Source organism: Planosporangium flavigriseum, assembly GCF_011947225.1.
Classification (GTDB): domain Bacteria; phylum Actinomycetota; class Actinomycetes; order Mycobacteriales; family Micromonosporaceae; genus Planosporangium; species Planosporangium flavigriseum.
Map to the genome: position 1 here is coordinate 99,552 of NZ_JAATVW010000004.1, position 26,600 is coordinate 126,151.

General features: G+C 70.5%; 23 protein-coding genes. 10 read left to right on the forward strand and 13 right to left on the reverse strand.

Annotated elements, in window-relative coordinates; all coding sequences use genetic code 11:
• Nucleotide 1: 1 nt before the first annotated feature.
• From HC028_RS07545 to hemL, 3 genes are read right to left on the reverse strand one after another with little or no spacing between them, the layout of a single operon-like run.
• Entirely contained in the window at nucleotides 2-547 is a 546-nt protein-coding gene (locus HC028_RS07545; RefSeq protein WP_168074492.1) for a TlpA family protein disulfide reductase, read from the reverse strand.
• On the reverse strand, nucleotides 547-1,203 hold the full coding sequence (locus tag HC028_RS07550) for a histidine phosphatase family protein (RefSeq protein ID WP_168074494.1): 657 nt from the start codon (nucleotides 1,201-1,203) through the stop codon (nucleotides 547-549). The genes HC028_RS07545 and HC028_RS07550 overlap by 1 nt, the downstream gene beginning before the upstream one ends.
• On the reverse strand, nucleotides 1,200-2,510 hold the full coding sequence (hemL, locus tag HC028_RS07555; protein WP_168074496.1) for a glutamate-1-semialdehyde 2,1-aminomutase: 1,311 nt from the start codon (nucleotides 2,508-2,510) through the stop codon (nucleotides 1,200-1,202). The genes HC028_RS07550 and hemL overlap by 4 nt, the downstream gene beginning before the upstream one ends.
• Nucleotides 2,511-2,662: 152 nt before the next feature.
• Here hemL and HC028_RS07560 point away from each other — a divergent pair, with 152 nt between their 5' ends.
• Nucleotides 2,663-2,992, forward strand: coding sequence for an STAS domain-containing protein (locus HC028_RS07560; RefSeq protein WP_168074498.1), 330 nt, complete (start codon nucleotides 2,663-2,665; stop codon nucleotides 2,990-2,992).
• Nucleotides 2,993-3,005: 13 nt separating this feature from the next.
• On the opposite strand, the gene HC028_RS07565 is transcribed toward HC028_RS07560, so the two are convergent.
• Together HC028_RS07565 and HC028_RS07570 are read right to left on the reverse strand one after the other, a co-directional pair.
• Nucleotides 3,006-3,527, reverse strand: coding sequence for a response regulator (locus tag HC028_RS07565; RefSeq protein WP_168075114.1), 522 nt, complete (start codon nucleotides 3,525-3,527; stop codon nucleotides 3,006-3,008).
• Between the two features lie 126 nt (nucleotides 3,528-3,653).
• Entirely contained in the window at nucleotides 3,654-8,027 is a 4,374-nt protein-coding gene (locus HC028_RS07570) for a HAMP domain-containing protein (RefSeq protein ID WP_168074500.1), read from the reverse strand.
• A 118-nt stretch (nucleotides 8,028-8,145) separates the two neighbouring features.
• Between HC028_RS07570 and HC028_RS07575 the strand changes: the two genes are divergently transcribed.
• The gene (locus tag HC028_RS07575; protein ID WP_275408248.1) at nucleotides 8,146-10,296 is read left to right on the forward strand and encodes a SpoIIE family protein phosphatase; all 2,151 of its coding nucleotides are present in this window, start codon (nucleotides 8,146-8,148) and stop codon (nucleotides 10,294-10,296) included.
• On the opposite strand, the gene HC028_RS07580 is transcribed toward HC028_RS07575, so the two are convergent.
• On the reverse strand, nucleotides 10,293-10,769 hold the full coding sequence (locus HC028_RS07580; protein WP_239075456.1) for a PH domain-containing protein: 477 nt from the start codon (nucleotides 10,767-10,769) through the stop codon (nucleotides 10,293-10,295). The genes HC028_RS07575 and HC028_RS07580 overlap by 4 nt on opposite strands.
• A 78-nt stretch (nucleotides 10,770-10,847) precedes the next feature.
• On the opposite strand from HC028_RS07580, the gene HC028_RS07585 reads away from it, so the two are divergent.
• Nucleotides 10,848-12,005: an acetyl-CoA C-acyltransferase gene (locus HC028_RS07585; protein ID WP_168074502.1), complete on the forward strand. Its 1,158-nt coding sequence runs from the start codon at nucleotides 10,848-10,850 to the stop codon at nucleotides 12,003-12,005.
• Between the two features lie 59 nt (nucleotides 12,006-12,064).
• On the opposite strand, the gene HC028_RS07590 is transcribed toward HC028_RS07585, so the two are convergent.
• On the reverse strand, nucleotides 12,065-13,678 hold the full coding sequence (locus HC028_RS07590; RefSeq protein ID WP_168074504.1) for a hypothetical protein: 1,614 nt from the start codon (nucleotides 13,676-13,678) through the stop codon (nucleotides 12,065-12,067).
• 74 nt (nucleotides 13,679-13,752) lie between these two features.
• On the reverse strand, nucleotides 13,753-14,538 hold the full coding sequence (ddaH, locus tag HC028_RS07595; RefSeq protein ID WP_168075118.1) for a dimethylargininase: 786 nt from the start codon (nucleotides 14,536-14,538) through the stop codon (nucleotides 13,753-13,755).
• A 109-nt stretch (nucleotides 14,539-14,647) separates the two neighbouring features.
• Here ddaH and HC028_RS07600 point away from each other — a divergent pair, with 109 nt between their 5' ends.
• Entirely contained in the window at nucleotides 14,648-15,109 is a 462-nt protein-coding gene (locus HC028_RS07600) for an Lrp/AsnC family transcriptional regulator (RefSeq protein WP_168074506.1), read from the forward strand.
• 5 nt (nucleotides 15,110-15,114) lie between these two features.
• On the opposite strand, the gene HC028_RS07605 is transcribed toward HC028_RS07600, so the two are convergent.
• The 3 genes from HC028_RS07605 to mobA form a co-directional block, all read right to left on the reverse strand.
• Nucleotides 15,115-16,206, reverse strand: coding sequence for a YbjN domain-containing protein (locus HC028_RS07605; protein ID WP_168074508.1), 1,092 nt, complete (start codon nucleotides 16,204-16,206; stop codon nucleotides 15,115-15,117).
• A gap of 90 nt (nucleotides 16,207-16,296) precedes the next feature.
• A complete protein-coding gene (locus tag HC028_RS07610; RefSeq protein ID WP_168074510.1) occupies nucleotides 16,297-16,551 on the reverse strand; it encodes a DUF6457 domain-containing protein in 255 nt (84 codons plus the stop codon).
• Nucleotides 16,535-17,167 carry a molybdenum cofactor guanylyltransferase gene (gene mobA, locus HC028_RS07615; protein WP_168074512.1) on the reverse strand — a complete coding sequence of 211 codons (633 nt, stop codon included), beginning with the start codon at nucleotides 17,165-17,167 and terminating at the stop codon, nucleotides 16,535-16,537. The genes HC028_RS07610 and mobA overlap by 17 nt, the downstream gene beginning before the upstream one ends.
• Before the next feature lie 60 nt (nucleotides 17,168-17,227).
• On the opposite strand from mobA, the gene fdhD reads away from it, so the two are divergent.
• A complete protein-coding gene (gene fdhD / locus HC028_RS07620; RefSeq protein ID WP_168074514.1) occupies nucleotides 17,228-18,079 on the forward strand; it encodes a formate dehydrogenase accessory sulfurtransferase FdhD in 852 nt (283 codons plus the stop codon).
• 3 nt (nucleotides 18,080-18,082) lie between these two features.
• On the opposite strand, the gene HC028_RS07625 is transcribed toward fdhD, so the two are convergent.
• Complete coding sequence (locus tag HC028_RS07625) at nucleotides 18,083-19,222, reverse strand: DUF4192 domain-containing protein (RefSeq protein ID WP_168074516.1); 1,140 nt, start codon at nucleotides 19,220-19,222, stop codon at nucleotides 18,083-18,085.
• Nucleotides 19,223-19,350: 128 nt separating this feature from the next.
• Complete coding sequence (locus tag HC028_RS07630; RefSeq protein ID WP_168074519.1) at nucleotides 19,351-19,944, reverse strand: GNAT family N-acetyltransferase; 594 nt, start codon at nucleotides 19,942-19,944, stop codon at nucleotides 19,351-19,353.
• A gap of 1,160 nt (nucleotides 19,945-21,104) precedes the next feature.
• On the opposite strand from HC028_RS07630, the gene pdhA reads away from it, so the two are divergent.
• The 5 genes from pdhA (at nucleotide 21,105) to HC028_RS07650 (ending at nucleotide 26,485) form a co-directional block, all read left to right on the forward strand.
• Complete coding sequence (gene pdhA, locus HC028_RS07635; protein WP_168074521.1) at nucleotides 21,105-22,244, forward strand: pyruvate dehydrogenase (acetyl-transferring) E1 component subunit alpha; 1,140 nt, start codon at nucleotides 21,105-21,107, stop codon at nucleotides 22,242-22,244.
• A complete protein-coding gene (locus HC028_RS07640) occupies nucleotides 22,241-23,218 on the forward strand; it encodes an alpha-ketoacid dehydrogenase subunit beta (protein ID WP_168075120.1) in 978 nt (325 codons plus the stop codon). Before pdhA ends, HC028_RS07640 begins: the two co-directional genes overlap by 4 nt.
• A gap of 2 nt (nucleotides 23,219-23,220) precedes the next feature.
• Complete coding sequence (locus tag HC028_RS07645; protein WP_168075122.1) at nucleotides 23,221-24,549, forward strand: dihydrolipoamide acetyltransferase family protein; 1,329 nt, start codon at nucleotides 23,221-23,223, stop codon at nucleotides 24,547-24,549.
• 215 nt (nucleotides 24,550-24,764) lie between these two features.
• A complete protein-coding gene (locus HC028_RS28080) occupies nucleotides 24,765-24,896 on the forward strand; it encodes a hypothetical protein (protein WP_275408249.1) in 132 nt (43 codons plus the stop codon).
• A 188-nt stretch (nucleotides 24,897-25,084) separates the two neighbouring features.
• Nucleotides 25,085-26,485 carry an LppU/SCO3897 family protein gene (locus tag HC028_RS07650; protein WP_168074523.1) on the forward strand — a complete coding sequence of 467 codons (1,401 nt, stop codon included), beginning with the start codon at nucleotides 25,085-25,087 and terminating at the stop codon, nucleotides 26,483-26,485.
• The last annotated feature ends 115 nt before the right edge of the window (nucleotides 26,486-26,600 follow it).

Below are 26,600 nucleotides of genomic sequence, written 5' to 3' on the forward strand. Positions count from 1 at the left end.
CTCACTCCGCCGCCACCTTGCGGACCGCCGACTCCAGGTCCTCACGCACCAGCGCCCTGGTGTACAGGGCGGCGATACGGCCCTGCCGGTCGACGATGAGCGTGCTGGGAATAGCCGTCGGAGGCACCTTCGCGAAGTCCAGCGCAGTGCTCCCAGCCGGGTCGAACAGGCTCGGGTACGTGAGGCCGTACCGCTCGACGAACGCCTTCGCCTTGTCCCGGTCGTCACGGATGTCGATGCCGACGAACGAGACCCGCTGGTCCTTCGTCGCCTCGGCTACGGCCGCCAGTTCCGGCGCCTCCGCCCGGCAGGGGCCGCACCAGGAGGCCCAGAAGTTGACGACGACCACCTCGCCACGGTGCTGGCTGAGGTCGTAGCTGCCACCCTCGAGCAGCTCGCCGGCGAGCTTGGGCGCGGGATGGCGCTGGGCCACGGCGAAGATCGCGGTCTGCCCGCTCTTCGCCGTCGCCGACCCGCTCGACGAGGCGCCCGAGGAGCAGCCGCCAAGCAGCGCGAGCAGGGCTACGAGAAGGACAAGGCGGCGCATCACGCCCCCTTGGCCGTCCGCGCGCCCGGGGACATCGCGATGAGGTGGGCCGCCGGCTCGGAGTACCCGATACCGACGATGCGAGCGTCCTCGAAGTGGAAGCTGGTCAGGCTGGCCAGCGCGCACTGGCGCCGGCGCGGGTCGTGCCAGAGCCGCTTGCGCTCCACGAACCGGCGCAGCGTCCAGATCGGCAGTTGGTGCGACACGCACACCGCCTCGTGCCCTTCGGCCGCCTCGCGGGCGGCGAGCACGGCCGCGTACATCCGCTGCGCGATCTGCACGTACGGCTCGCCCCAGGACGGGGTGAACGGGTCGCGCATCAGGTACCAGTAGCGCGGCTGGCGCAGCGCCCCGTCCCCGACCGCCACCCGCTTGCCCTCGAACAGGTTGGCGCTCTCGATCAGCCGCTCGTCGACCTCGATCGGCAGCGTGAACTGCGCGGCGAACGGCTCGGCGGTCTGCTGGGCGCGTTCGAGCGGGCTGGCCACGACGTGGGCGATGTCGCGGCCGACCAGCGACTCGGCTGCCGCCTTCGCCATCTGCACGCCCAGCTCGGAGAGGCGGAAGCCGGGCAGCCGACCGTACAAGATCTTGTCGGGGTTGTAGACCTCACCATGGCGGAGCACGTGCACCACGGTCTTCGTGGCGCCGCTCACCTCATTGCCTCCGCGGCGGCGCGGGCGGCGTGCGGCAGCGCCGCCTGGACGACCTCCAGCGCGGCGTCGTCAATCGCCGTTGACACGAACCACGCCTCGTAGGCGCTCGGCGGCAGGTACACCCCGCGCGACAGCATCTCGTGGAAGAAGGCGCGGAACGCGTCGACGTTCTGCGTCTGCGCACCCGCGTAGTCCACGACCTCACGATCCGTGAAGAAGACCGAGAACATGCTGCCCGCGTACGAGAGCGAGTGCGGGACGCCGGCGGCGGACAGCGCCTCGGAGGCGAGCTTGCTGATGACACCCGCCGTGTCGTTCAGCCGGTCGTAGACCTCGTCGGTGCAGTTACGCAGCGTGGCGAGACCGGCCGCACAGGCGAGCGGATTACCCGAGAGCGTGCCGGCCTGGTAGACCGGCCCCGCCGGGGCCAGCTTGCCCATGACCTCGGCGCGGCCACCGAACGCGGCAGCGGGCAGGCCGCCGCCCATGACCTTGCCGAAGGTGTACAGGTCGGCGTCGACCGGGTCCAGTCCCGTCCAGCCCGCCCGCGAGACCCGGAAACCGGTCATCACCTCGTCGATAATGAGCAGGGCCCCGTGCCGGTGGGCGATCTCGGCCAGTTGAGCGTTGAACCCGTTGCGCGGTGCGACGACGCCCATGTTGCCGGCGGCTGCCTCCGTGATGATCGCGGCGATGCTGTCACCGGCCTCGGCGAACGCCTGCTCAACCGCGGCGATGTCGTTGTAGGGCAGCACGATCGTGTCAGCGGCCGCCGCACCGGTCACGCCCGGCGTGTCCGGTAGGCCCAGCGTCGCGACGCCGGACCCGGCCGACGCGAGCAGCGCGTCCACGTGGCCGTGGTAGCAGCCGGCGAACTTCACGATCTTCGTACGCCCCGTGTATCCACGGGCCAGCCGGATGGCGCTCATCGTCGCCTCCGTGCCGGAGTTGACCAGCCGTACGCTCTCGACCGGGGTACGAGCCACGATCTCCTCGGCGAGGTCGACCTCGCCCGGAGTCGGCGTACCGAAGCTGGTGCCCTTCGCGGCGGCCTCGGTGACCGCCGCGACCACGTCGGGGTGGGCGTGGCCGAGGATCAACGGACCCCAGGAGCAGACCAGGTCGACGTAGCGGCGCCCGTCGGCGTCATGGAGCCAGCAGCCTTCGCCGCGGACCATGAACCGCGGCGTGCCACCAACGGCGCGGAACGCGCGCACAGGAGAATTGACCCCGCCCGGCACGATGGCGTGGGCACGGTCGAAAAGGGCCTGGGAAATCGGCGCGTCGGCCGGGTATGTCTCTGTCACGGCTCAACCATTGTGGCAGCCGAAACGCCCTCTGCCACCGGGGCCCCCTCCGCCCCTCACGTGGGACTACGGGCAGTGATAGCCGCTCGTCACAGGGCTAGGGCCGGCGACGACTTGATGCCAGCGCAGGACGACCAGGTTAGGCTGGCGGGGTGGAACGTCCAGATCTATCCATCTCGGTAGAGAAGAGCCCCCGCGAGGCGCTCGTCACACTGGCCGGGGAGATCGACATGTCCACCGTCGCGCGGTTATCGGCCACCGTCAGCGAACTGCTCAATCCAGCGCCGCCCCGGGTCGTCCTCGATCTCCACCGCGTCACCTTCTGCGATTCGCAGGGCCTCGGCACGCTGGTCGTGCTCAGCCGCAAGGCGTCGCTCGCCCAGAGCGTTCTGGTGCTGGTCAACGTGGGCGACTTCCTGCTACGGGTGCTCGACATCACCGGCCTCCGCGGCGCCCTGATGATTCAGGAGACCACCGCCTGAGCCGGTCGGAGATCTAAAACAGCCGGCGACGCGCCCGCGCCAGCAGGCTCGCCGCCTTCTCCACCTGCTCCTGAGCGATCTGCCCGTCGGTCGCGGCGGCCGACTTGAGCAGCGTCGACGCCTCGTCGATCGCCACCCCGGCGGCGCGCAGGGCCGCCTCACGGCTCCGGGTCACCTCCGCCTGCGCGTGTAGCTGCTGGGTCTTGGTCCACAGCTCCACGAAGACGGAGACCTTCGCGCGCAGTACCCATGGGTCGAACGGCTTGGACAGGTAGTCGACCGCGCCCACCGCGTACCCCCGCAGCGCCAGCTGGGAATCCCGATCCGCGGCGGTGAGGAAGATGATCGGGATGTGCCGGGTGCGCTCCCGCCGCTTGATGTGACGGGCGGTTTCGAAACCGTCCATCTCCGGCATCTGGGCGTCCAGCAGGATCAGCGCGAAGTCCTCGACGAGGAGGTGCTTGAGCGCCTCCTCACCGCTCTGGGCACTGACGGCCTGCACCGGCAACCCCTGCAGGATCGCTTCCAAGGCCATCAGGTTGTCGCGCCGGTCGTCGACCAGCAATACCTTCGCCGGCTGGCGCTCGGTGGAGACGGTCACTCGAACTCCCTTTCATGGTCGGTACAGCCTCCGCCCCCGGAGGCGGTACCGATTCGCACGTTATACGGCGCGGCCGTCGCCGTTGACCCAGGCCGCCATGACCTCCAGCAACTCGTCGAGGTCCACCGGCTTGGTGATGTAGTCGCTCGCACCGGCTGCGAGGCTCGACTCCCGGTCACCCGGCATCGCCTTGGCCGTGAGGAAGACCACCGGCAGGTCGGCGAAGTGCGGGTTACGCCGGATCAGCCGGGTCGTCTCGTTGCCGTCCATGTCCGGCATCATCGCGTCCATCAGCACGATGTCGACCCGGCCGTGCTCACCGAGGATGCGTACGCCGTCCGCACCGTTGTCGGCGTACAGCACGGTCATCCCCTGCAGTTCCAGCGCACTCGTCAGGGCGAACACGTTGCGTACGTCATCGTCGATGATCAGTACGGTGGCCCCGTCGAGCTGCCGCGCCGCAGAGTTGACCCGCGGCTCGGCCGCGTTGGTCATGTGGACCAACGGCGGGGTCGAGCGGATTGGCTGCGTGACCGCCAGCGGGCTGTTCGGGGCGAAGCTCGCCGCGGGAACCGTCTCCCCCGGCATCGTGTCCGGCAGGTACAGCGTGAACGTCGATCCCGTGCCGATCCGCGACGCAACCTCGATCTTGCCGCCGAGCAGCCGCGCGAGCTCCCGGCTGATCGACAGGCCCAGGCCGGTGCCGCCGTACTTGCGGCTGGTCGTGCCATCGGCCTGCTGGAACGCCTCGAAGATCAGGCTGAGCTTGTCATCGGAGATCCCAATCCCGGTGTCGACAACGGTGAACGAGATCACCTGCCGAGCGCCGTCAAGCGTCGGCATCCTGTAGACCTTGCCCTGGGGGCCGGCGCCGATCTGGAGCGTGACGGACCCACTGTCGGTGAACTTGACGGCGTTGGAGACCAGGTTGCGCAGGATCTGCTGCAACCGCTGCGCGTCGGTGACGATCACCGGCGGCAGGGCGGCATCGGTCCTGACGGTGAACTCCAGCCCCTTCTCCTCCGCCTGCGGTGCGAAGGCCTGCTCGACGTAGGAGCGGATGTCGCTGAACTGCACCTCGCCCGGCTCCACGTCCATCCGACCGGCTTCGATCTTCGACAGGTCGAGGATGTCATCGATCAGCACGAGCAGATCCGAACCGGCGCCGTGGATCGTCTTGGCGAACTCGATCTGCTTGATCGACAGGTTCTGGTCTGGGTTGTCGGCGAGCAGTCGGGACAGCAGGAGCATCGAGTTGAGCGGGGTGCGCAGCTCGTGGCTCATGTTCGCCAGGAACTCCGACTTGTACTGCGACGCCTGGGCGAGCTGCTGCGCCTTCTCCTCAAGACCGAGCCGCGCCATCTCGATCTCGCGGTTCTGCATCTCGATGTTGCCCTTCTGCTCCGACAGCAGGGCCGCCTTCTCCTCCAGTTCGGCGTTGGTGCGCTGCAGCTCAGCGGACTGATCCTGCAGCTCGAAGGCCAGCCGCTGGGACTGCGACAGCAGCTCCTCGGTACGCCGGTTGGCCAGGATGGTCTTGAGCGCGACGCCGATCGTCACCACGAGCCGGTCGAGGAACGCCAGGTGCAGATCGGAGAAGCGGGACACCGACGCGAACTCGATGACCCCGAGCGGGTCGCCCTCGTAGAGCACCGGCAGGACGACCAGATCGGCCGGCGGTGTGCTGGCGATGCCGGAGCGCACCGCGATTCGCTCCGTGCCCCCCGAGGTGCCCAGCCGGACCGTGCGCCGCGACAGCGCGGCCTCGCCGACCAGACCCTCGCCGGGAGCGAAGGTGATCTCGAAGTCGGGCGCGTACCCGTACGACGCCGTCAGCCGCAGGTTCGACCCCTCGTGCTCCGACTCGGACAGGAAGAACGCTCCGAGCTGGGCGTCGACCAGCGGGGTCACCTCGGCCATGATCATGCGGCAGACCTCGTCGAGGTCGCGCTGGCCCTGCAGCAGACCGCCGATCCGGGCCACGTTGGAGTCCAGCCAGCCCTGTTCCGCGTTCGTCTTGGTGGTCTCGCGGAGGGTGACGATCATCTGGTTGATGTTGTCCTTGAGGTCCTCGACCTCGCCCTCGGCCTTGACCGTGATCTGCTGGCTGAGGTCACCGCGGGTCACCGCGGTCGACACCTGCGCGATCGCGCGCAACTGGGTGGTCAGCGTGCCGGCGAGCTGGTTGACGTTCTCGGTCAGGTCCCGCCAGGTACCCGAGACGCCCTTGACCTGCGCCTGACCACCCAGCTTGCCCTCGGTACCCACCTCGCGGGCAACCCGCGTGACCTCGTCGGCGAACGACGACAGCTGGTCCACCATCGTGTTGACGGTGTTCTTCAGCTCGAGGATCTCGCCCTGCGCGTCGACCGTGATCTTCTGGGTCAGGTCACCCTTCGCGACCGCCGTCGTGACCTGGGCGATGTTACGCACCTGGCTGGTCAGGTTGGACCCCATCGAGTTGACGTTGTCGGTCAGGTCCCGCCAGGTACCCGAGACGCCCTTGACCTGTGCCTGACCACCCAGCTTGCCCTCGGTACCCACCTCACGGGCAACCCGCGTGACCTCGTCGGCGAACGACGACAGCTGGTCCACCATCGTGTTGACGACGTCCTTGAGCTCCAAGATCTCGCCCTGCGCCGCAACGGTGATCTTCTGCGACAGGTCACCCTTTGCCACGGCCGCCGAAACCTGCGCGATGTTACGCACCTGGCTGGTCAGGTTGGACGCCATGAAGTTGACGTTGTCGGTCAGATCGCGCCAGGTACCGGACACGCCCCGCACCTGCGCCTGACCACCCAGCTTGCCCTCGGTACCCACCTCACGGGCAACCCGCGTGACCTCGTCGGCGAACGCCGACAGCTGGTCCACCATCGTGTTGACGGTGCTCTTCAGCTCCAGGATCTCGCCGCGCGCGTCAACCGTGATCTTCTGAGTCAGGTCACCCTTTGCCACGGCCGTGGTGACCTGGGCGATGTTTCGCACCTGGCTGGTCAGGTTGCCAGCGAGCTGGTTCACGTTCTCCGTCAGGTCGCGCCACGTACCGGCGACGCCCGGCACCTCGGCCTGGCCGCCCAGCTTGCCCTCGGTACCCACCTCACGGGCAACCCGGGTGACCTCGTCGGCGAACGCCGACAGCTGGTCCACCATCGTGTTGACGGTCTGCTTCAGGGCCAGGATCTCGCCGCGCGCGTCAACCGTGATCTTCTGAGTCAGGTCGCCGCGCGCCACGGCCGTGGTGACCTGGGCGATGTTTCGCACCTGGCTGGTCAGGTTGCCAGCGAGCTGGTTCACGTTCTCCGTCAGGTCGCGCCAGGTACCGGACACGCCGGACACCTGCGCCTGGCCGCCCAGCTTGCCCTCGGTACCCACCTCGCGGGCAACCCGCGTGACCTCGTCGGCGAACGACGACAGCTGGTCCACCATCGTGTTGACGGCTTCCTTGAGCTCCAGGATCTCACCCTGCGCGCTAACTGTGATCTTCTGCGAGAGATCACCGCGCGCCACCGCGGTGGTCACCTGGGCGATGTTTCGCACCTGAGCCGTGAGGTTGGACGCCATGAAGTTCACGGCGTCGGTGAGGTCCTTCCAGGTACCGGCGACGCCCGGCACCTCGGCCTGGCCGCCCAGCTTGCCCTCGGTACCCACCTCACGGGCCACGGTGATGACCTGCTGAGCGAAGATCCGCAGGGTGTCGGTCAGTGAGTTGATCGTGTCGGCCAGTTCGGCGACCTCACCCTTTGCCGACACCGTGATCTTCTGCGACAGGTCGCCGTGGGCGATCGCCGTGGTGACCTCCGAGATCGACCGCACCTGGCTGGTCAGGTTGGAGGCCATGGTGTTGACCGAGTCGGTCAGGTCACGCCAGGTACCGGCGACACCTCGCACATCCGCCTGGCCGCCCAGCTTGCCCTCGGTACCCACCTCGCGGGCAACCCGCGTGACCTCGTCGGCGAACGACGACAACTGGTCCACCATCGTGTTCACGGTGCGGCCGATGCGGAGGAATTCCCCCTTGAGGGACTGCCCCTCCATCTCCAGGGCCATCTTCTGCGACAGGTCGCCCTCGGCGACCGCCACGATCACGCGGGCGACCTCGGTGGTCGGCCGGCCCAGGTCGTCGATGAGCGCGTTGACCGCGCGGACGCCGTCCGCCCACTCGCCTTCGAACTGCTCCTCGTCGATCCGCTCGGTCAGCCGGCCCTCCCGGCCGACGACCCGGCGGATGCGCAGCAGCTCCCTGTTGCGCTGCTGCTGAATGTCGATGACCTGGTTGAACCGGTCACACACCTCGCCGGCCAGACCGGTCCGGCGCCGCAGGCGGGGCTTGAAGTCACCGGCGCCGACCCGACTCAGAACCTCGGCCAGTTCCGCCAGCAGGTCGTCGTCCGACTCGTCCGCGGCGACAGCGGACGCCTCGTCGATAGCGGTCATAGCGATCCTCCTGGAGGGCCAAATGATCTGAGTCGCACCCTAATGCTCGTACTGATGACGAGCGGAAGCGAGTGCCCCGGGTTGGATTGTTGCCGGCGCTGCGTGGAGACTGCGATATGTGACTGCTCAGGTGGTACGGCGTATTCGACTTCCCGCCGACCATAGCTCCCCCGGCGCGGCGCGCGCCGCTGTTCGATCCGCCATGGCGGATGTCGGCCTCACCGACGTGCTCGATGAGGCATTGCTGCTCACCACCGAGCTGGCGACCAACGCCGTGGTGCACGCGCGTACCGCGCTCGATGTGGACATCACCGCGGACGCGGACAGCATCACCGTCACGGTGATGGATTTCCGCATCGGGCCGATCACCCATAACCGCGCCCAGGGCACACCGAACGGCTCCACCCGACCGATCGAGCAGATCGAGGAGCGGGGTCGCGGCCTGCTGCTGGTCGACCAACTAGCCACATACTGGGGCACTCTTCACTTTCCGCATGGGAAGGGCGTGTGGTTCCGGCTGGACCGGGTGGCGGCGCTCAACGCGGCCGCCGGCGCCACGGGCACCGCACCGGCGTCGACCGGCGAGGTGACGTCGACCGGCGAGGTGACGGAGCGCGACGCCGACGCCGAGCCGGCCGCCCTCCGGGACGGGCTGGCGGCCGATCTCGTCGCCGCGGCTACGGCTCCCGTACTCGCCCCCCGGGTGCCGGCGCTGGGAGCCGGCGGGGCGGACGCCGTGAGCGCCGAGGCGCTGCAGGCGTTCCTGGTCAGTGGCCGGTCGCTACACGGCGGCACCATCGTCGATCTGGGTGAACAACTACTGAGCCAACTCTGCGTGACCGTTGGGGCCGACGGCGCGGCCGTCCTCGTCGACCAGGGCGACGGCCAGGGCCTGCGGGTCCTCGCCGAGCATGGTTCGCCGGTGCCCGCCAAGGGCGGGGTACGGGTACCGCTGCGGTTGGTCCGCCCCTGGCAGGGCGAGCTGGCGCTCACGCAGCCGAGTGCCGGCTACGCCGGCGCGCTGGTCGACCTCGCCGCCGACCGGATCTCGCTGACGTTGGAGAACGAACGGTTACGCCGTACGGACGCCCAGCGGCGGACGTGGCTGACCTACCTGGCCGAGGTGAGCGAACTGCTCGCCCAGTCCCTCGACGCGGAGTTGACGTTCGCCCTGATTCCCAGGCTCGTCGTGCCCCGGTTGGGGCGGTGGTGCGCGGTGCACGTCGTCGACAACTCGGGCGAGCTGCGGCTGGCCGCCGCGACGCACACCGACGAAGAGGCGATGTCCCAGCTGCACGGGGTGCTCACCGAGGCCGTGCCGCAGCTGCGCGAGGCGCAGCAGGTCGGCGCGGCCATCCCGCTGCCCGCGCCGATCGACGGGTACGCGGTGTCGATGGCCGCGCGCGGCCAGCAGCTCGGGGTTCTCTCGGTCGGCCACGGCGCCGCACACCGGCTGGACCCCGAGGAGCTGGCGGTGGTCGAGGACGTGGCCCGCCGGGCGGCGCTCGCCATCGACAACGCCCGCATCCACGCCGAACGCCGCAGGGTCGCGGAGGCGCTCCAGCGCTCGCTGCTTCCGCCGACGCTGCCCCAGATCGACGGCATCGACTTCGGGGCGGAGTACGTGCCGACCGGCGAAGGTGTCGACGTGGGCGGCGACTTCTACGACGTCGTCGGGCTCGACGACGGCCAGTGGCTCGTCGTCGTGGGCGACGTCTCCGGCAAGGGCGTCCACGCGGCGACCGTCACCGGCCTGGTCCGCGAGGTCACCCGGACCCTCGTACGCGACGGCCGGCCACTGCCGGAGGCGATCGGGCGGCTCAACGAGGCGCTGGTCGAGCGGGGCGGCGGCCGTTTCTGCACGCTCGCCCTTGCCGCCGTGACACCGCGCACCGAAGGCCAGCTCGACGTGTCGCTGTACCTGGCCGGGCACGACCGGCCCGTCCTGCTGCACGCGGACGGCCGGACCTCGCTCGTCGGCGAGTGCGGCACCGCGCTCGGGCTACTCAAGAAGGTGTCCTGCCCGCCGGCGCAGGTGTCGCTGGGCCCCGGGGAGACGCTCGTCTTCTACACGGACGGGGTCACCGAGCGGCGCCGCGGCCCGGAGTTGTACGGCGTGGAACGGCTTCGCCTGGAGGCGTCCTCGCTCGCGGGCTTCCCGGCCGACGTGGTCGCGGCCAGGCTGCGGGCCGCCACGCTCAACTTCTCGCTGGAGACACCGCGCGACGACATCGCGATCTTCGCATTGCGCAACGACCGCACCGGCTAGGCCGTACGGGTCGCCTGCGACCGCAGCGCCTGGAGCAGCGTGGCGACCTCCTCGCAGGAGGCGCTCAGCTCGTACGCGCTGAACAGGTGTAGCGAGTCGCCGGTGTCGATCTCCAGAAGCTGGCTGCGCACGCCGAGGCGGCGCCGCTCGTCCACGCGGATGCGGTCGATGGCGGCCCAGGGCAGGTGACGCCGTCCGGCGAACCCGCTCGCCACCGTCACCCCGGTCGGGTCGACGGCCAGCCGCACCGGCACCAGCAGGTCGCGAAGGCCGAACGCAGCGAGCGCGGCCGCTGCGACCAGTGCGATCCCGGCGCCCGCGGGATCCGACCCGAACATCGCCGCGACGACCGCGAACAGCACCGCGACGGCGAACTTCAGCACGGTGAACCGTGGGTTGACCCGCCACCGCAGCTCACGCTGACGCTCGGGCTCGGCGCCCTCCTCGGGCATCCACGGCGTACGCAGTTCCACCGATCAAGGATGGCACGGGTGTGGACTCGGTGGCCGCCCCTGGGGCTATCATCGAAGAACCCTACTGAGGAGTAACAAATGCGGGACGCGGTGATCGTCGGGGCCGTTCGGACCCCGGTAGGCCGGCGTAAGGGCGGCCTCTCGCACATCCACCCGGTCGACCTGTCCGGCCACGTCCTGTCCGCCCTCGCGGAGCGCACCGGCTTCGATCCGGCGGACGTCGACGACGTGGTCTGGGGCTGCGTGTCGCAGGTCGGCGAGCAGTCGTGGAACGTCGGACGCAGCGCCGTCCTCGCGGCCGGCTGGCCGGAGTCGGTGCCGGGCACCACGGTCGACCGCCAGTGCGGGTCGAGCCAGCAGGCGGTCCACTTCGCCGCCGGCGCGGTGATCTCCGGGCAGGCCGACCTCGTGATCGCCGGTGGCGTCGAGTCGATGACCCGGGTGCCCATGGGCTCGTCGGTCGCCGATGGGATGCCCTTCGGCGAGCGGGTCCGCGCCCGCTACGCCGGGCAGGAGGGGTACGCCGACGGCGAGATCGCCCCGTTCAACCAGGGCGTCGGCGCCGAGATGATCGCCGCCCGGTGGGGCTTGGGCCGCCAGCAGCTTGACGAGTTCGCCCTGGAAAGCCACGCCCGCGCGGGGAAGGCCTCGGACGCCGGCGACTTCGCCGCCGAGATCGCCCCGATCGACGGCGTGACCGCCGACGAGGGCATCCGCCGCGACACCTCCCTGGAAGCGCTCGGCACGCTGAAGACTCCGTTCAAGTCCGACGGTGTCGTCACGGCGGGCTCGGCGTCGCAGATCTCCGACGGTTCCGCCGCGCTGGCCATCACCACCAGCGAGTGGGCGGCCGCGCACGGGCTCACGCCGCTCGCGCGCATCCACACCGCCACCGTCGCCGGCGACGACCCGGTCATCATGCTCACCGGCCCGATCCCGGCCACCGCCAAGGCGCTCAAGCGCGCCGGGCTGACGATCAACGACATCGGCGTGTACGAGGTGAATGAGGCGTTCGCCCCGGTGCCCATGGCCTGGCTCGCCGAGACTGGGGCCGATCCGGCCCGGCTGAACCCGCGCGGTGGCGCGATCGCCCTGGGCCACCCGCTCGGCGGCTCCGGCGCCCGGCTGATGACCACGCTCGTGCACCACATGCGCGACAACGGCATCCGGTACGGGCTGCAGACCATGTGCGAGGGCGGCGGGATGGCCAACGCGACCATCCTCGAACTGCTCTGACCCACCTTCGCGTGATCACCGAGAGTTTCGGGCGTCAGGGCACCGCAAACTCTCGGTGATCACGGAGATATCCGGGTGGCCGGTTGGTACACCCGGTACCGGCCGACCGCCCGGACCGGGCTGTCCGGCATGCCGCGATGGCTCAGGACTTCGCGCAACCGGATGTCCGGCGGCGAATTCGCGACGAACACGTAGGCCGGCCGGGGATCGGCGGCCACGGCGGCCCGGTAGGGCAGGTACCGGTCGAGTCCCGGGTGAAGCTCGTCGTCGAGGACCGCGCAGGTGATCGTCTCCCCGCTGCCGAAACTGATCCTGTTGCAGGTCCAGTAGCTGGCGTACAGGTGCCGCACGCCGGCCTCCCGCAGCGTCTCGACGAGTTCCCGCTGATCACGGGCTTCGGCCCGGGCACCGGGCACCGCGGCGACCACCACGGCGATCGTCATCGCCGACATCGCGACCAGTACCGCGACGAGCCCGGACATCGCGAGCCGCGCCTGCGCCGTGCGGGCGTGGCGCCCGACGCCCAACCGCCACAGCGGCCACAAGATCGCCGGCACCGAAACGGGCAGGCAGCACAGGTACCGGCCGCTCTCCATGGGTGTGAGCCCGGCCGCTGGGCTGCGGGCGTACACCACGATGCTGAGCAGCGCGCCGAGCACCAGCGCGAGCCGGACGAGCTGACGCGCCCGGTCGCCAGGAGTCCGCCGCAGGGCGCGTACCGCCAGGACGGCGCTGGCGACGAGCAGCGCCAGGCACACCGGCGCCCAGGCCTGCTGCCAGGGCCGGCACGCGCCGGGACCGCACATGCCGGTGCTGAGCGGCACACCCGTCAGGGCTCCGCCGGCCACGCGCTGGCTCAACGACACCGGCGACCCGTCGTTCTGGCGCAGGAAGATCGAAAGGGAGTCCTGTGCCGGCCTGGCGCGAAGGTTGTACGCGATCAGCGGGGCGGCGCCGACGACGAGCCCGGCGCACAGGTACCCGCCCATCCGGCCCACCAGTTCCCGACCCCGGCAGGCCACCAGGACTCCGGCGGCGGCCATGACGTACGGCACGATCACCAGGTGTTCCCACAGGCAGAGGCCAGTTACCAACCCCCAGAGAAAGAACCCTGAGGCCCGGTGCCAGCGGCGCGCATGCGCCAACGCGTACGCCAGCAGGAGCAGCACCGCGGCAGCGGGCTTCACCTCCGCCGTACCGCCGTGGGCGATCAACTGGTCCTTGAGCACCCGGTCGGAGCCCAGTGACAGCACGCCGACGGCCAGCACGGCGAACCAGGCGCTGTAGACCGCCGCGACCAGCCGGTACATCGCGACCAGGAAACCGGCGTACAGAAGAATCAGCGGCAGCCGGAGCAGCAGCGTCGACGGGCCGCCGAGGACCAACAGCGGTGCGGCCAGGTACGACTGGATCGTGCCCATGTAGTGCTGGCCGTAGAAGAAGATCGGAAAGTGCTGGCCGGACGCCACGTGCAGCGCGCCGAGCCCGACCGTGGCCTCGTCGCTGTCCGTACCTGGATAGTCGGCGGCGACCAGAGCCAGTCGAAACAGCGTCCCGAGGACACCGAGCCCCGCTGCCACGAAGGCCGGCCGCCGGATCCACGGGCGAAGTCTCGGCCGCGACGGTGGAACGTCGACGCTTTGGAGCGCGACAGCTGCCGGAGCGGTCTGCAACGACCCGACGCTCCTTCCTCAGGCGGCGGAGGTCGTGCGGCTGCTTCCCGCGCAGGACGAAAAATCACCAGACGCTACGGGCGTAGTTCGGCGATACAGCACTTCACGCTGCCGCCGCCCTTCTTCAGCTCCGACAACTCCACCGGCACCGGCACGTACCCGGCCGCCCTCAGCTTCGCCGCCAGCGCGCTCGCCTCGCTGTTCAGCACGACGTTGCGCCCGTCACTCACCACGTTGAGCCCGAAGGCGAGCGCATCGGCCTCGTCAGCGAGAACGGCCGACGGGAACAGTTGCCGGAGGATGCGCTGCGAGGCGTCGGAGAACGCGCCCGGGTAGTAGACGATGTTGCCGTCGTCGAGAGCGGCCAGGGCCACGTCGAGGTGGTAGAAGCGCGGATCCACGAGGAAAAGCGAAATCGTCGGGCGCCCGAGCGCCTCCTGCACCTCGGAGTGCGCCGCGGGCGCGGTGCGGAAGCCGTACCCGGCGAGGATCAGGCCGCCGTACGCCCCCGGGAGGTACGCGAAGTCGCCCTCTCCCTCGTTGACCTCGGTCGGCTCGACGAACCGCCAGTTGCCGGCGCAGTAGAAGGCCCGGTGCGCCGCCGCCTCCGCGAACCGCTGGGGGTACCGAAACCGGGCGCCGTAGACCACGCCGTCGACGCTGAACGCGCCGTTGGCCGCGTACACCATGTCGGGCAGGCCGGCCTGCGCCGGCAGTGTGTGAACGGTGTGGCCGAGGCGCACGAGCGTCTCGCGCAGCAACTGCCACTGCTTGAGGGCAAGCTCCGCGTCGACGGGGGCGGAGGTGTCCATCCACGGGTTGATCGCGTACTCCACCGCGAAGTGCTCCGGCGGGCACATCAGGTAGGTCCGGCCGCGCGCCGTCCGCTCCTCAGGGTTCACGTCGTTAAGGGTAGGTACCCTAAAGTGGCGCTAGCAGCCGAACTTATTGCGCCGCAGGAGCTGTTCGTTGCAGATAGACGCCACCGACCAACGGATCATTGCGTCGCTCACGGCCGACGCCCGCGCGTCGTACGCCGAGATCGGCGCGAAGGTCTCGCTGTCCGCGCCGGCCGTCAAGCGACGCGTCGACCGGCTGCGGGCCGCCGGCGTCATCAGAGGGTTCACGACCGTGATCGACCCTGCGGCGGTGGGCTGGACGACAGAGGCGTTCGTCGAGCTGTTCTGCACCGGCCGGACCAGTCCCGCGCAGCTGGCGGCGATGGCGCGCAAGGACCCGGCGGTCGTGGGTGCGTACACGGTCTCCGGCGAAGCCGACGCGCTGGTCCACCTGCGCGCGGCCGACATCGCCCACCTCGAGCAGGCCCTTGAACGGCTCCGCGCGGAGCCGTTCGTGACCTCGACGAGAAGCATGATCGTGCTGTCCCGTCTGATCGACTCGGTCTCCGCGTCACCGCCGCCGGTCGGCTGAGCTCGTCAGAGGTACATGCCCGTACGCTCGCCGTCGATGCCCTTGATCACGGCCTTGTCACCCTCGCCGAAGAAGCGCTTGCCGCCGAATTCGCCGTGCAGCCGGTCGTCCAGCTCGTCGGCGAGCCCGGTCATCACCTGGACGGCGAGCATCAGGTGCGTGGGCTGGAAGTCCCGGCCGAACACGGGCACGGACGCCCACACGGTGTCGTTGGCGCAGTACAGCCGGCCGATCGGCATCCGGTTGGTCAGCTCGGACAGCTTCGTGTAGAGCTGCTGGCTCGGTTCGATCTCGGTGAGGACCGGGGAGAACACGTCGACCAGCGGCGGGTTGTCGCGTACCCGCACGAAGACCATCGCGGAGCCCGCCCGGATGCCGATGTCGCCGTCGGGGTCCACCGTCAGCGCGTCCGGGGTGGTCTTGAGCAGCGTCGCGACCACGGCGGCGACCTGATCGGCGAGCGGAAGCTCGACCGTCTTGTCGCCGAACCGGGCCAGTGCCCGCTCGGTGGCGGCCTCGTCACCCTCCTCGTCGGCGTCGCCGGCGGCCAGCAGCCGCGCGGCACCGAGCGGCGGGACGTGCACCGCCGCACCGTCATGGTCCGTCGCCGTGTAGGTGAGGAAGGCCGGATGCGGCGCCCCGTACACGTCGCGCAGCGTCCGGGAGACGATGACCGCGAGCCGGTTGGCGTCGGAGGCGGGCAACCGCAGGCCGAAGTAGTCCCCGGAGCCCTCGACCACACCCGGCGGCGACCAGCCCAGCGCCACCAGGGCACCGATCGCGGTTCGGTCGAGCCGGTACCCGTCGGGCAGCGCGGCGTTGCTGACCGCCACGGCGGTCAGCTCGCCGGACTCACCGGCCGTGAGCCGAACCTCGTACACCGCGTCACCCGTGCCCGAGGCGGTCGGGTCGAGGGTCACGTCGAGGACGGTTCCGGGTGCCAGTTGCGGAAGAACCGCGGCGAACGCCCGCGCGAGGTCCTGCCAGGCCTCCCGGACCTTGCCTTTCAGGTCGGCGCCGGCGCTGGTGTCCTCCTCGTCGAGCAGGAGCGCCTCCGCGGGCAGCGGGCCGGCCGTGTCCATGGGCTCAGCAGTCATGATCTCCTCCGTCCCCCACGGCCCCACCCTACCGAGCGGCGCGCGATGCCCCGGTCCCTCACTTCCGGCCCGCCCGTGCTCACCCGTCCGTCACTCGTCGGCACCCGGGTGCTGGGCTGCCCAGCGGGCGGCGAGCTCGCTGATCGCGGAAGCGGACGTGACCGGATCGGCCCCGCGCCCGACGGCGAGGCCGAGCAGGTACGCGGAGACGGGCGCCGCCGGCCGGAGCACGCCGTGGGCGACATCGCGGGCGATGTCGAGGACGAGCTTGTGCTCGTCGGGGTGGGCCGGCGTCAGTTCCAGCGCGCCGCGTACCTCGGCCATCCATTCATCGAGCTGACTCATGCCCGCCCCACTCCATTGCTCGTCGGTAGTCGTCTTCGGTGTCGCAGTCGTACCACGGCGGTGGCCCGGTGACCTCGCGCCGGTCCATTTCACACGGGCGCAGCCCGGCCACGACGATACGCATCGACTGCCCGGCCAGCGGCCCCAGACCGGCGAGCCGGGCGCGGAGCGCATCGGCTCGCCAGACTCCACAGAGCCACTGCTGCCGGCCGCCGGAGTCGACGAGGACCGCGCCATCGTGGTCACCCGCTGCCGCGGCCCGCCGGAGAACGTCGACGTCCGCGGCCGTGAGGAACGGCAGGTCAGCGGCGAGCACCGCAACGAGCGCGGGGTCACCGCCGCCACCCTGTCCGGGGCCCGCGTCCAGGGCCGCCAGCCCCGCGGCGAGAGCCGCGACCGGCCCACCGCCGGGCGGTTGCTCCCGCACCTGGCGAACATCCGGAGGTAGGTCAGGCCGCGATGGCCCGACCACGACCCGCGGCGACGCACCGGCCAGTGCGTCGAGGACGCGGTGCAGCATCGACCGGCCACCGACCGGCAGCGCTGGCTTGTCGCGCCCGCCCAGCCGACGACCGCCGCCTCCGGCGAGCACTATCGCCGCGTACCCCGCTGTCATCGGTCCCAGTCTGCCGGGTCGATCATGATGTCCGCGTCCCGGTGTGCGCAGAATAGACGAATGGCACGCCGAAACGTCAGGCACACGGTGACCCGCATCGACACTGCTGGCGCCACTCCGACCATCCGCCGGGCCCCGGACCACGTGGCGACCGAGGAGCCGCTTGAGATCCGGGTGGGCCCGGCCGGACCGGCCAAGCGCAGCCCGCTCGCCGTCACCATGCGTACCCCCGGCGACGACATCGACCTGGCGATCGGGTTCCTGCTCACCGAGGGGATCATCGGTAGCGCCGAGGACGTGTACACGGCCCAGCTGTGCGCCGGTGACGACGCGCCGAACACGTACAACGTCGTCGACGTCGTGCTGTCGCCCGGCGTCCCGGCGCCGGAGACCGACCCGACGCGCAACTTCTACACCACCTCCTCGTGCGGTATCTGCGGCAAGGCCAGCATCGACGCCGTACGCACCCGCTCCCGTTTCGACGTCGCCGCCGACCCGACAGTCGTCCCGGCCGCCCTGCTCGCCGACCTGCCGGACCGGCTGCGAGCCGGCCAGGTCGGCTTCGAGCGCACCGGCGGCCTGCACGCGGCCGGCCTGTTCACCACCGAGGGCGAGCTGGTCTGCCTCCGGGAGGACGTCGGCCGGCACAACGCGGTCGACAAGGTGGTCGGGTGGGCCGTCCGCCAGCGCCGGCTGCCGCTCGCCGGGCACGTGCTGATGGTCAGTGGCCGGGCCAGTTTCGAACTGACCCAGAAGGCCACGATGGCCGGCATACCAGTGCTCGCCGCCGTGTCGGCGCCGAGCTCGCTCGCTATCGAACTGGCCGCGGAGGCCGGTCTCGGGCTGGTCGGCTTTCTGCGTGGGTCGAGCATGAACGTGTACGCCGGCGAGAAGCGGATCGCCACCGACTGACCGTCAGCCGGTGCGCGTGGGCCGGCCTCGACGACGCCGCCGGCGGCGCTGGTCCGCGGGTTGCTCGTCGAGCAGCGACGGCGGCAGCGCCCGGTCGAGCGCCTCGCCGAGCAGCAGCGCCAACGAGTACGCCGGGTTGGAATCCAGAGCTCGCTGCACCGCGATCCAGGCGAGCGCCCCATCGCCCGAGCGCCACGCGGTATACCCGAACAGCGTTGCCGGAGCCGCCACCAGATCGGCCCGCGCGCGGCGGGTCACGTCGCGCCACAGGCGCAGGTGCGCTTCAAGCTGATCGCCGGCGACGGTGATCCGCGCCCAGCACAGGTCGCGCACGTCGATGCGCACGAGCAGCAGGGCCAGCCGGGCCACCTCGTCGTCGGTCAGCCGGCCGCCGTCGGCGTAGCGGCGCACCGCCAGCGTGAGCGCCCGCGCGCCGGCGCGGCGCCGGTCTCTCACCGGGCCGTCCCTGTCGCCCGGGTCGTCTTCGCCGCCGTCGCCCGGGTCGTCTTCACCGCCACCGGCCGGGTCACCCGGGGCGCCGCGGCCGGCCTGCTCAGCTTCCTCGCCGAGTTCGGAGGTGAGGGCGCGCGCGGCCCGCTCGGTGGCCCGCTCCATCGCCTCCCGTTCGGCACCCTCGGTCGGGGTCAGGCTGCGCTCCAGCGCCGCCCGGTCGGGCAGTGCGACCCGGCCGGCGTACGTGGCCGCGGCGGCCACCTCGGTGCCGGCCACGTCGTACGGGGTGCCCTCGGCAGGGCAGCACCGCACCGACTGGCAAAGGTAGGACCAGTAACGTGCGCCGTCGGCGCGGAGCATCTCGCCCACTGCCACGCCGTAGCCCCGCAGGGCGTCGCGCAGCGCGAACACGGTGCGGGTGACGGTCGCCGCCTCGCCGTAACCGATGATCAGGGCTATGTCGACGCGCTGACCGGCGAGCACCTCGCCCAGCTGGTCCGCGAGAGCGAGGGCCTCGTCCGGCGGCGCCTGGGAGGTAGGCAGGTCGGCGCGTGCGGTGAAGACGACCCGGGTGCCGGCCAGGCCGACGACCACCACGCTGTCCGCTGGATGGAAACCGAGCAGATACGGGACGGCGGCCAGGAGATCGGTCGGTGTGTGCAGAGTGACGCGTGACGTCGGAAAGCTCATAGCCGTTGAGCCTGGCCCGGTCGCGGCCATGACCGACACAGCGAGTTTGTTCTGTGGACAGCTCGTCCACAGATCCGTAGTCGACGATTGTGGTCGGGTACTTCATCCGGTATTGGACGCACCCCGAGTCAGTACCGGAAGGGGACTCCGTGCAGGTCGAGGCCGTCGCGCCAGTGGCCGTCACGTCCGGTCAGATCGAGGGCGAGCGTCACCGTCGCGGCCGCGTGGAACCCGGCCCGGTAGAGACACCTGATCGCTTCGAGGTTGCGCAGCGCGGGCGAGATCGTCAGATCCCGTATGCCCCGGCGGCGAGCCTGGTCGGCGACGTGCCCGATCAGGGCCCGGCCGATGCCCTCGCCGCGGTGCTCGGCGGTAACCACCACCGGGTCGACCGCACCGGCACGGCCCTGCAGGATCAGCCCGACGAACCCCATCACTCCCTCGTCGGCGTGCTGGGCCACCCACATGCCGGACAGATCCAGCCGCGTCAGGTACTCCTCGAAGCCGGCACCGCTCGCCGCGTCGGCGTCGGTCGCCGCGAGCCCGAGCTCACCCACCGCCGGAGAGGTCGCGGCGGGCACCTGCTGGCTGGCCGGGTAGAGCCGGCGGTGCTCGGACGTCAACTCGGCCCACAGACGCCGGCATGCACTGTGGTCGGCCGGCCGGTAGCCCCGGATCGCCACCGCGGCCGTCCCTCGCCTGGACGGAAGAGTTTGCGTCATGCGCTCATCGTCGCCCCGCTGCCGCGCCAGCGACACCCTCTATGACGCCAGCATGTCTACCAGTCCGCCTACGGCGCTGGTCAGGCCCGTGCCGGCTCCGGCCACCGGCAGCGAACTGATGGGCGCGTTCGACAGGATGCCGGGCAGGCTCGGCAACGGGATAGGAGGCACAACCGGGAGCGGGCCGCCCGACGACGGACTTCCCGACGACGAACTTCCCGGCAGCGGAGCACCCGGCAGCGGAGCACCCGGGGCCGGATTGCTCGGCGGACCCGCCGGGGAGCCACCGGTGCGCGTCGGCCGTGGCACCGGAGGCGTCCTGCGCGGGGCCACTCCGGGGCGCGCATCGGAGCCGCCACGGCCATACTCCCATCGCGAGGCCGGCTCGGTCGCGGCTGCCGGGTCGGCCGACGAGATCGCCGCCGTTGCCGATGACCCCGTGGTCGGTACAGCCCCGGCAGTCGGTACAGCCCCGGCAGCACCCCCGTCGGGCACGACGACCGGGGCCTGCGACGCCTCACCCAGGACCGGGGAGCGGGGGCCGGACGTGGTCCGGAGCGACTCCGATCCGGCTAGAGCCGCGGCGAGCACCGGGACAGACGCGAGCGTGACAAGTACCGCGACGACGACGGGGTACGGGCGGGCGATCTCCATGAAGCGGCGCCGGGGCGCACGGTGCCGCACAATCTGGCGTGGCTCAGGGGCGAACACGCGTGGACTCCTTCAGTGCGGGGCGCGCGCCTCCATGCCGAAGGCAGCGAAACGCCGAACCGGCCGAGACCCGGGAGCTGTCTAAAGAACAGTCCCTTATGTTCAACATGCGCTATGTGGCCACGGCTCGGCGTGAGAGTGGCGAGTTTCCGACCGTACGAAACGAGAACGTTTGTCCGACTTAAGGATTAATAAGGCCCAGAGAACGCCGGTCCACACTGTGGCGATGGTCACCGATTCTGCCATGCTGAGGGCGACGGCACCGGCGGTGGCTTGCATACCCTGCGATCAACGCTCCGGGGTCGTCGCTCCCGGAGGTGACGGGTTCCGCGAAGTCCCGCCACTTCCGAAGCTGCGCGCCGCCCCGACCGGGCCGACCGCGCCAGCTTGCAATCCGCTGGTCGGCAGGGCCACCCCGTGCCGACGCGAGAGACGACAGGGAGATACGGATGGCTAAGGGCGACGTAGCCCGGGCCCGAACGACGCGCGGGGCCAAATCCGCGCCGGCGCCGGAGTTCGTGCAACTTCTCACCCCCGAAGGGGAACGGGTCGACCACCCGACGTACGCGGTCGACTTCACCGACGAGGAGTACCGCGGCCTGTACCGCGACCTCGTCGTCGTCCGGCGGCTCGACGCCGAGGCGACGGCCCTGCAACGCCAGGGCGAGCTTGGGCTCTGGGCCAGCCTGCTGGGCCAGGAGGCGGCCCAGGTCGGCTCCGGTCGGGCACTGCGCGTACACGACATGGTCTTTCCGACCTACCGTGAGCACGGCGTGCTCTACTGCCGGGGCATCGACCCGATCATGCCGCTCGGCCTGTTCCGCGGCGTCGACCAGGGCGGCTGGGATCCGAATCAGTTCAAGTTCAGCATGTACACGATCGTCATCGGCGCCCAGACGCTGCACGCGACCGGGTACGCCATGGGCGTCGCCAAGGACGGCAAGGTCGGCAGTCCGGACGGCGAAGCGGTCATCGCCTACTTCGGGGACGGCGCGACCAGCCAGGGCGACGTCAACGAGGCGTTCGTCTGGTCGAGCGTGTTCAACGCGCCCATCGTCTTCTTCTGTCAGAACAACCAGTACGCGATCTCCGAACCCCTGGAGCGCCAGACCCGGGTACCGCTGTTCCAGCGGGCCGCCGGCTTCGGCTTCCCCGGGGTCCGCGTCGACGGCAACGACGTACTGGCCGTGTACGCGGTGACCCGCGACGCGCTTGACAATGCGCGGCAGGGCCAGGGCCCGACGCTGATCGAGGCGTACACGTACCGCATGGGCGCACACACCACCTCCGACGACCCGACCCGCTACCGCATCGCCAGCGAGGTCGAGGCCTGGCAGGCCAAGGACCCGATCAAGCGGGTACGGGCGTTCCTGGAGAAGCAGAAGTTGGCGGACTCGGCGTTCTTCGACGCTGTCGACGAGGAAGCCCGGGCGCAGGCCGTACACCTGCGCGAACGGGTCCTCGCGATGCCCGACCCGCAGCCGCTGAGCCTGTTCGACCACGTGTACGCCGAGGGCTCGCCCCTACTGGACGAGCAGCGCGAGCAGTTCGGGGCTTACCTCGCGTCGTTCGAGGGGAGTGGACACTGATGACCGAGACCCTCACCCTCGGCAAGGCCCTCAACCTCGGCCTGCGCCGCGCCCTCGAGCGCGACGACAAGGTGCTCATCATGGGCGAGGACGTCGGCAAGCTCGGCGGCGTCTTCCGCATCACCGACGGCCTGCAGAAGGACTTCGGCGAGGAGCGCGTGATCGACACGCCGCTGGCCGAGTCGGGCATCATCGGCACCGCCGTGGGCCTGGCAATCCGCGGATACCGGCCGGTCTGTGAGATCCAGTTCGACGGCTTCGTGTACCCGGCGTACAACCAGATCGTGTCCCAGGTCGCGAAGATGCACTACCGGTCGCAGGGCAAGGTCCGGATGCCGATCGTCATCCGGATCCCGTTCGGCGGCGGCATCGGCGCGGTCGAGCACCACTCCGAGTCCCCCGAGGCGTACTTCGCCCACACCGCCGGGCTCAAAGTGGTCACGTGCGCCAACGCGGGCGACGCGTACTGGATGATCCAGCAGGCCATCGCGTCGGACGACCCGATCATCTTCCTCGAGCCCAAGCGGCGGTACTGGGAGAAGGGCGAGGTCGACACCTCCGCCGAGTCGTACCCGCTGCACGCCACCCGCGTCGTGCGCGCCGGCACCGACTGCACCGTCGTCGCGTACGGGCCGATGGTCCGCACTGCGCTGGACGCGGCGTCGGCCGTCGAGGACGAGCGCTCACTCGAAGTGATCGACCTGCGCTCGCTGTCACCGCTGGACCTCGGGCCGGTGTACGAGTCGGTACGCAGGACCGGCCGGCTGGTCGTCGTCCACGAGGCGCCGTCCAACCTGGGTATCGGCGCCGAGGTGGCCGCCCGTGTGACCGAGCACTGCTTCTACTCGCTGGAAGCGCCGGTGCTGCGGGTGACCGGGTTCGACACGCCGTACCCGGCCGCCCGGGTCGAAGAGGATTTCCTGCCCGACCTGGACCGGGTGCTCGACGGCGTAGACCGGACGTTCGGGTGGTGACGATGACGCGAATCAAGGAGTTCCCGCTACCCGACCTCGGCGAGGGTCTAGCCGAGGGCGAGATCCTCAAGTGGCTGGTGGGCGTCGGCGACACCATCGAGCTCAACCAGCCGATCGTCGAGGTCGAGACGGCGAAGGCGGCGGTCGAGATCCCTGCGAAGTGGGCCGGCCAGGTCAGCGCCATCTTCCATGCGGAGGGCGAGACGGTCGAGGTCGGGACGCCGATCATCGCGATCGACACCGACCCGGGTGCGGGGCCGGCTGACCAGCTTGCTCCGTCGGCCGAGTCGCTCGCCGCGGTGACGGTCGCCCCGGCCGAGGGCATGGTCGAGCCCGGCATGACCGGCGGGGGGCGCACCCCGGTGCTCGTCGGGTACGGGCCGAGGAACGGGGCCGCCAAGCGGCGCGCACGGGTCACCGAGCCCGCCGCGCCAGCTCCGCCGCAACAGGAGAAGCCGGCCGCGACCGTGGACCGGCCCCTCGCCAAGCCGCCGGTGCGCAAGCTGGCCAAGGATCTCGGCGTCGACCTGTTCACGCTGACCGGGACCGGGCCGAACGGCTCGATCACGCGCGACGACGTACAGCAGGCGGTCCAGCGCCCGGCGGTGCCGGCCGCGCCGAGCTTCGGCCCGGGCCGGGAGCAGCGCATCCCGGTCAAGGGTGTCCGCAAGCTCACCGCGGCGAACATGGTCGCCAGCGCGTTCACCGCGCCGCACGTCACCGAGTTCCTCACGGTCGACGTGACCCGTTCCATGCGCGCTCTCGACCGGCTGCGGGAACTGCCCGACTGGCGGGGCGTACGCGTCTCCCCGCTACTGCTGGTCGCGAAGGCGGTGCTGGTAGCCATCAAGCGGTACCCGATGGTCAACTCGTCGTGGGCAGGTGACGACATAGTCGTCAAGGAGTACGTCAACCTCGGGATCGCGGCGGCGACCGAACGCGGCCTGATCGTGCCGAACATCAAGGACGTCGGCCGGCTCACCCTTCGTGAACTGGCCGATGCCATGAGCGCACTGGTCACCACCGCCAAGGAAGGGCGCACGTCGCCGGCCGACATGACCGGAGGCACGTTCACGATCACGAACGTCGGCGTGTTCGGGGTCGACACCGGCACGCCGATCCTGCCGCCGGGCGAGGCGGCGATTTTGGCGTTCGGTGCCGTTCGGGAAATGCCGTGGGTACACAAGGGCAAGATCAAGCCACGGCCGGTGACCACCCTTGGGCTGTCGTTCGACCACCGCATCATCGACGGGGAGTTGGGCTCGAAGTTCCTTCGGGACATCGGCGTCTTCCTGTCCGACCCGGAGGCGGCGCTACTCGCCTGGGGCTGACACCCGTGCACCTCAACGGCCTCCGGGGCTCGGCACACAGCCGACCCCCGGGGGCCGTTTTCGCACCAGCCACCCCTTTAGCAACCCAGGCGCTACGACACATAAACCTTCGAATCTTCGCTCGGTGCGGCAGATCACCTAACAATCGATAGAGCAGCAACTGTTAATCAGCTTTAATGGATTCACCGCACACCGCACTACCTGGAGCAAACGCCATGAGCACCTTGCTTGACCGGTACCGCGCCCGGCGCGCCGCGATCCGCCGCCGGGAAGCGATCGAGCGCGCCCTTTCCCAGATCCCGTCGCGCGCCGTCCGCGCCGAACTGATGGACCTCGCCAGCCGCTGACCGTTCTCCTTCGACCGCCGTCGACCCGGCCGGGAATGCCCGCCGAGTCGACGGCTTTTGGTTGCGATCGCCACGCCCTCGCTCCGGCCATGGCGTGTGCCAGGTAGGTTGAGCACTGCCATCCTGCTGGCGACCCCGTCGCCGCGCGGCGATCCAGGGTGGTCAGGTACGCGAAGGAGGAGGCACGCATGTCGCACGACGCCAACCCGAGCGGCCACGAGCCGTCGGAGGGCCACGCGGGTGCGGGCTCACCCTGGGCATCCGCGCCCGATCCGGACGAGCCCAACGCTGCCGAGAACAGCAGCCCGGCTCGTGCCCGCGCCTCGGTACCGCCGGTCAGGGGAAGCGCGTCGGTGCAGCCCCCCGCGCCACAGCCGGCGATCGGCGAGCGCGAGGACTGGCAGAACCCACCGGCCGAGCAGAGCAGCCGGCCCGGGCCGTTCCCGCCCGCCGGCCCGTCGCCGCAGGGGTACATGACGCCCCCGCCATCGGGCAGCGCTTCGGTGCCACCGCGGCCCGCCGGCTCGGCGCAGGTTCCCGGCATGCCGCAGCCCGGACCGGCCCAGGTCTCGCCCGCCAGCGGCTACGCCCAGGTTTCGCCGGCGGCTGGACACGCCCCGGTCTCGCCGGCGGCTGGACACGCTCCGGTCTCACCGCCACCCGGCTTCCCCCCGGGCGCGCCGCCGCAGACCTACGGGTCGCCCGCGCAGGATTACCGCCAGCCGACCCAGCCGATCAGTCGCAACCGCGAGTACGGCCAGCCCACGCAGGCGTTCAACCCGGACCAGGAGTACAGCCAGCCACCGCAGGCGTACCACCCCGACCAGGAGTACAGCCAGCCACCGCAGGCGTACCACCCCGACCAGCAGTACAGCCAGCCCACGCAGGCGTACCACCCCGACCAGGAGTACAGCCAGCCACCGCAGGCGTACCACCCCGACCAGCAGTACGGCCAGCCCACGCAGGCCTTCAACCCGGACCAGGAGTACAGCCAGCCACCGCAGGCGTACCACCCCGGCCAGCAGTACGGTCAGCAGTACGGCCAGCCCACGCAGGCCTTCAACCCGAACCAGCAGTACGGCCAGCCGAGCGAGGACTACCAGCCGCAGAGCCCGGCCGGCTACCCGGCTCCCCCGTTCCAGCCGCAGCGCGAGATGCCGACCAACGTGTACGGCACGCCGAGCGGTCCGCCCGCGCCCGGCTACGACCTCCAGGGCCAGGCGCCGCAGGGGTACAGCGATCCGGCATCCGGTGGCGACGACGAGTTCGCCCCGGAGGGCGAGGGCAAGAAGAAGCGCCTCCTGCTGATCCTCGCGCTGGTGGCGGCGGTCGTCGTGCTCGCCGCCGTCGGCACGGTGGTCACGTTGGTCATGCGTGGGTCGAACGCGAACTTCGCGATCAACGACTGCGTGAAGCAGAGCGACAGCAAGGCGGTCAAGGCCACCTGCTCCGACAGCGGCGCGTACAAGGTCGTCAAAAAGGTCAAGAAGCAGGAGGACTGCTCCGACCCCAACCAGCCGTTCGTCATCATCTCGAACAAGGGCGGCAGCGACGACGTGCTCTGCCTGCGGCCGGCCAACCAGCAGTAGCCGAGCGGCCACCCGGTCCCGGCGGGCTGACGGCGGTAGCGTGAGCGGATGCCAAGCCCGTCGGGCCGAGATGAGCGGTTACGCCGCCGTTGGGACCGGCACGCGAGGTCCTACG

Bases quoted from the DNA above. Each gene is read 5' to 3' on its own strand.
- HC028_RS28080 (WP_275408249.1), top strand. From the start codon at position 24,765: ATGAGCACCTTGCTTGACCGGTACCGCGCCCGGCGCGCCGCGATCCGC.
- HC028_RS07545 (WP_168074492.1), bottom strand. From the start codon at position 547: ATGCGCCGCCTTGTCCTTCTCGTAGCCCTGCTCGCGCTGCTTGGCGGC.
- ddaH (WP_168075118.1), bottom strand. From the start codon at position 14,538: ATGTGCCCGCCGGAGCACTTCGCGGTGGAGTACGCGATCAACCCGTGG.
- HC028_RS07650 (WP_168074523.1), top strand. From the start codon at position 25,085: ATGTCGCACGACGCCAACCCGAGCGGCCACGAGCCGTCGGAGGGCCAC.
- mobA (WP_168074512.1), bottom strand. From the start codon at position 17,167: ATGACAGCGGGGTACGCGGCGATAGTGCTCGCCGGAGGCGGCGGTCGT.
- HC028_RS07585 (WP_168074502.1), top strand. From the start codon at position 10,848: ATGCGGGACGCGGTGATCGTCGGGGCCGTTCGGACCCCGGTAGGCCGG.
- HC028_RS07630 (WP_168074519.1), bottom strand. From the start codon at position 19,944: ATGACGCAAACTCTTCCGTCCAGGCGAGGGACGGCCGCGGTGGCGATC.
- pdhA (WP_168074521.1), top strand. From the start codon at position 21,105: ATGGCTAAGGGCGACGTAGCCCGGGCCCGAACGACGCGCGGGGCCAAA.
- HC028_RS07645 (WP_168075122.1), top strand. From the start codon at position 23,221: ATGACGCGAATCAAGGAGTTCCCGCTACCCGACCTCGGCGAGGGTCTA.
- HC028_RS07570 (WP_168074500.1), bottom strand. From the start codon at position 8,027: ATGACCGCTATCGACGAGGCGTCCGCTGTCGCCGCGGACGAGTCGGAC.
- fdhD (WP_168074514.1), top strand. From the start codon at position 17,228: ATGGCACGCCGAAACGTCAGGCACACGGTGACCCGCATCGACACTGCT.
- HC028_RS07605 (WP_168074508.1), bottom strand. From the start codon at position 16,206: ATGACTGCTGAGCCCATGGACACGGCCGGCCCGCTGCCCGCGGAGGCG.
- HC028_RS07610 (WP_168074510.1), bottom strand. From the start codon at position 16,551: ATGAGTCAGCTCGATGAATGGATGGCCGAGGTACGCGGCGCGCTGGAA.
- HC028_RS07565 (WP_168075114.1), bottom strand. From the start codon at position 3,527: ATGGCCTTGGAAGCGATCCTGCAGGGGTTGCCGGTGCAGGCCGTCAGT.
- HC028_RS07625 (WP_168074516.1), bottom strand. From the start codon at position 19,222: ATGAGCTTTCCGACGTCACGCGTCACTCTGCACACACCGACCGATCTC.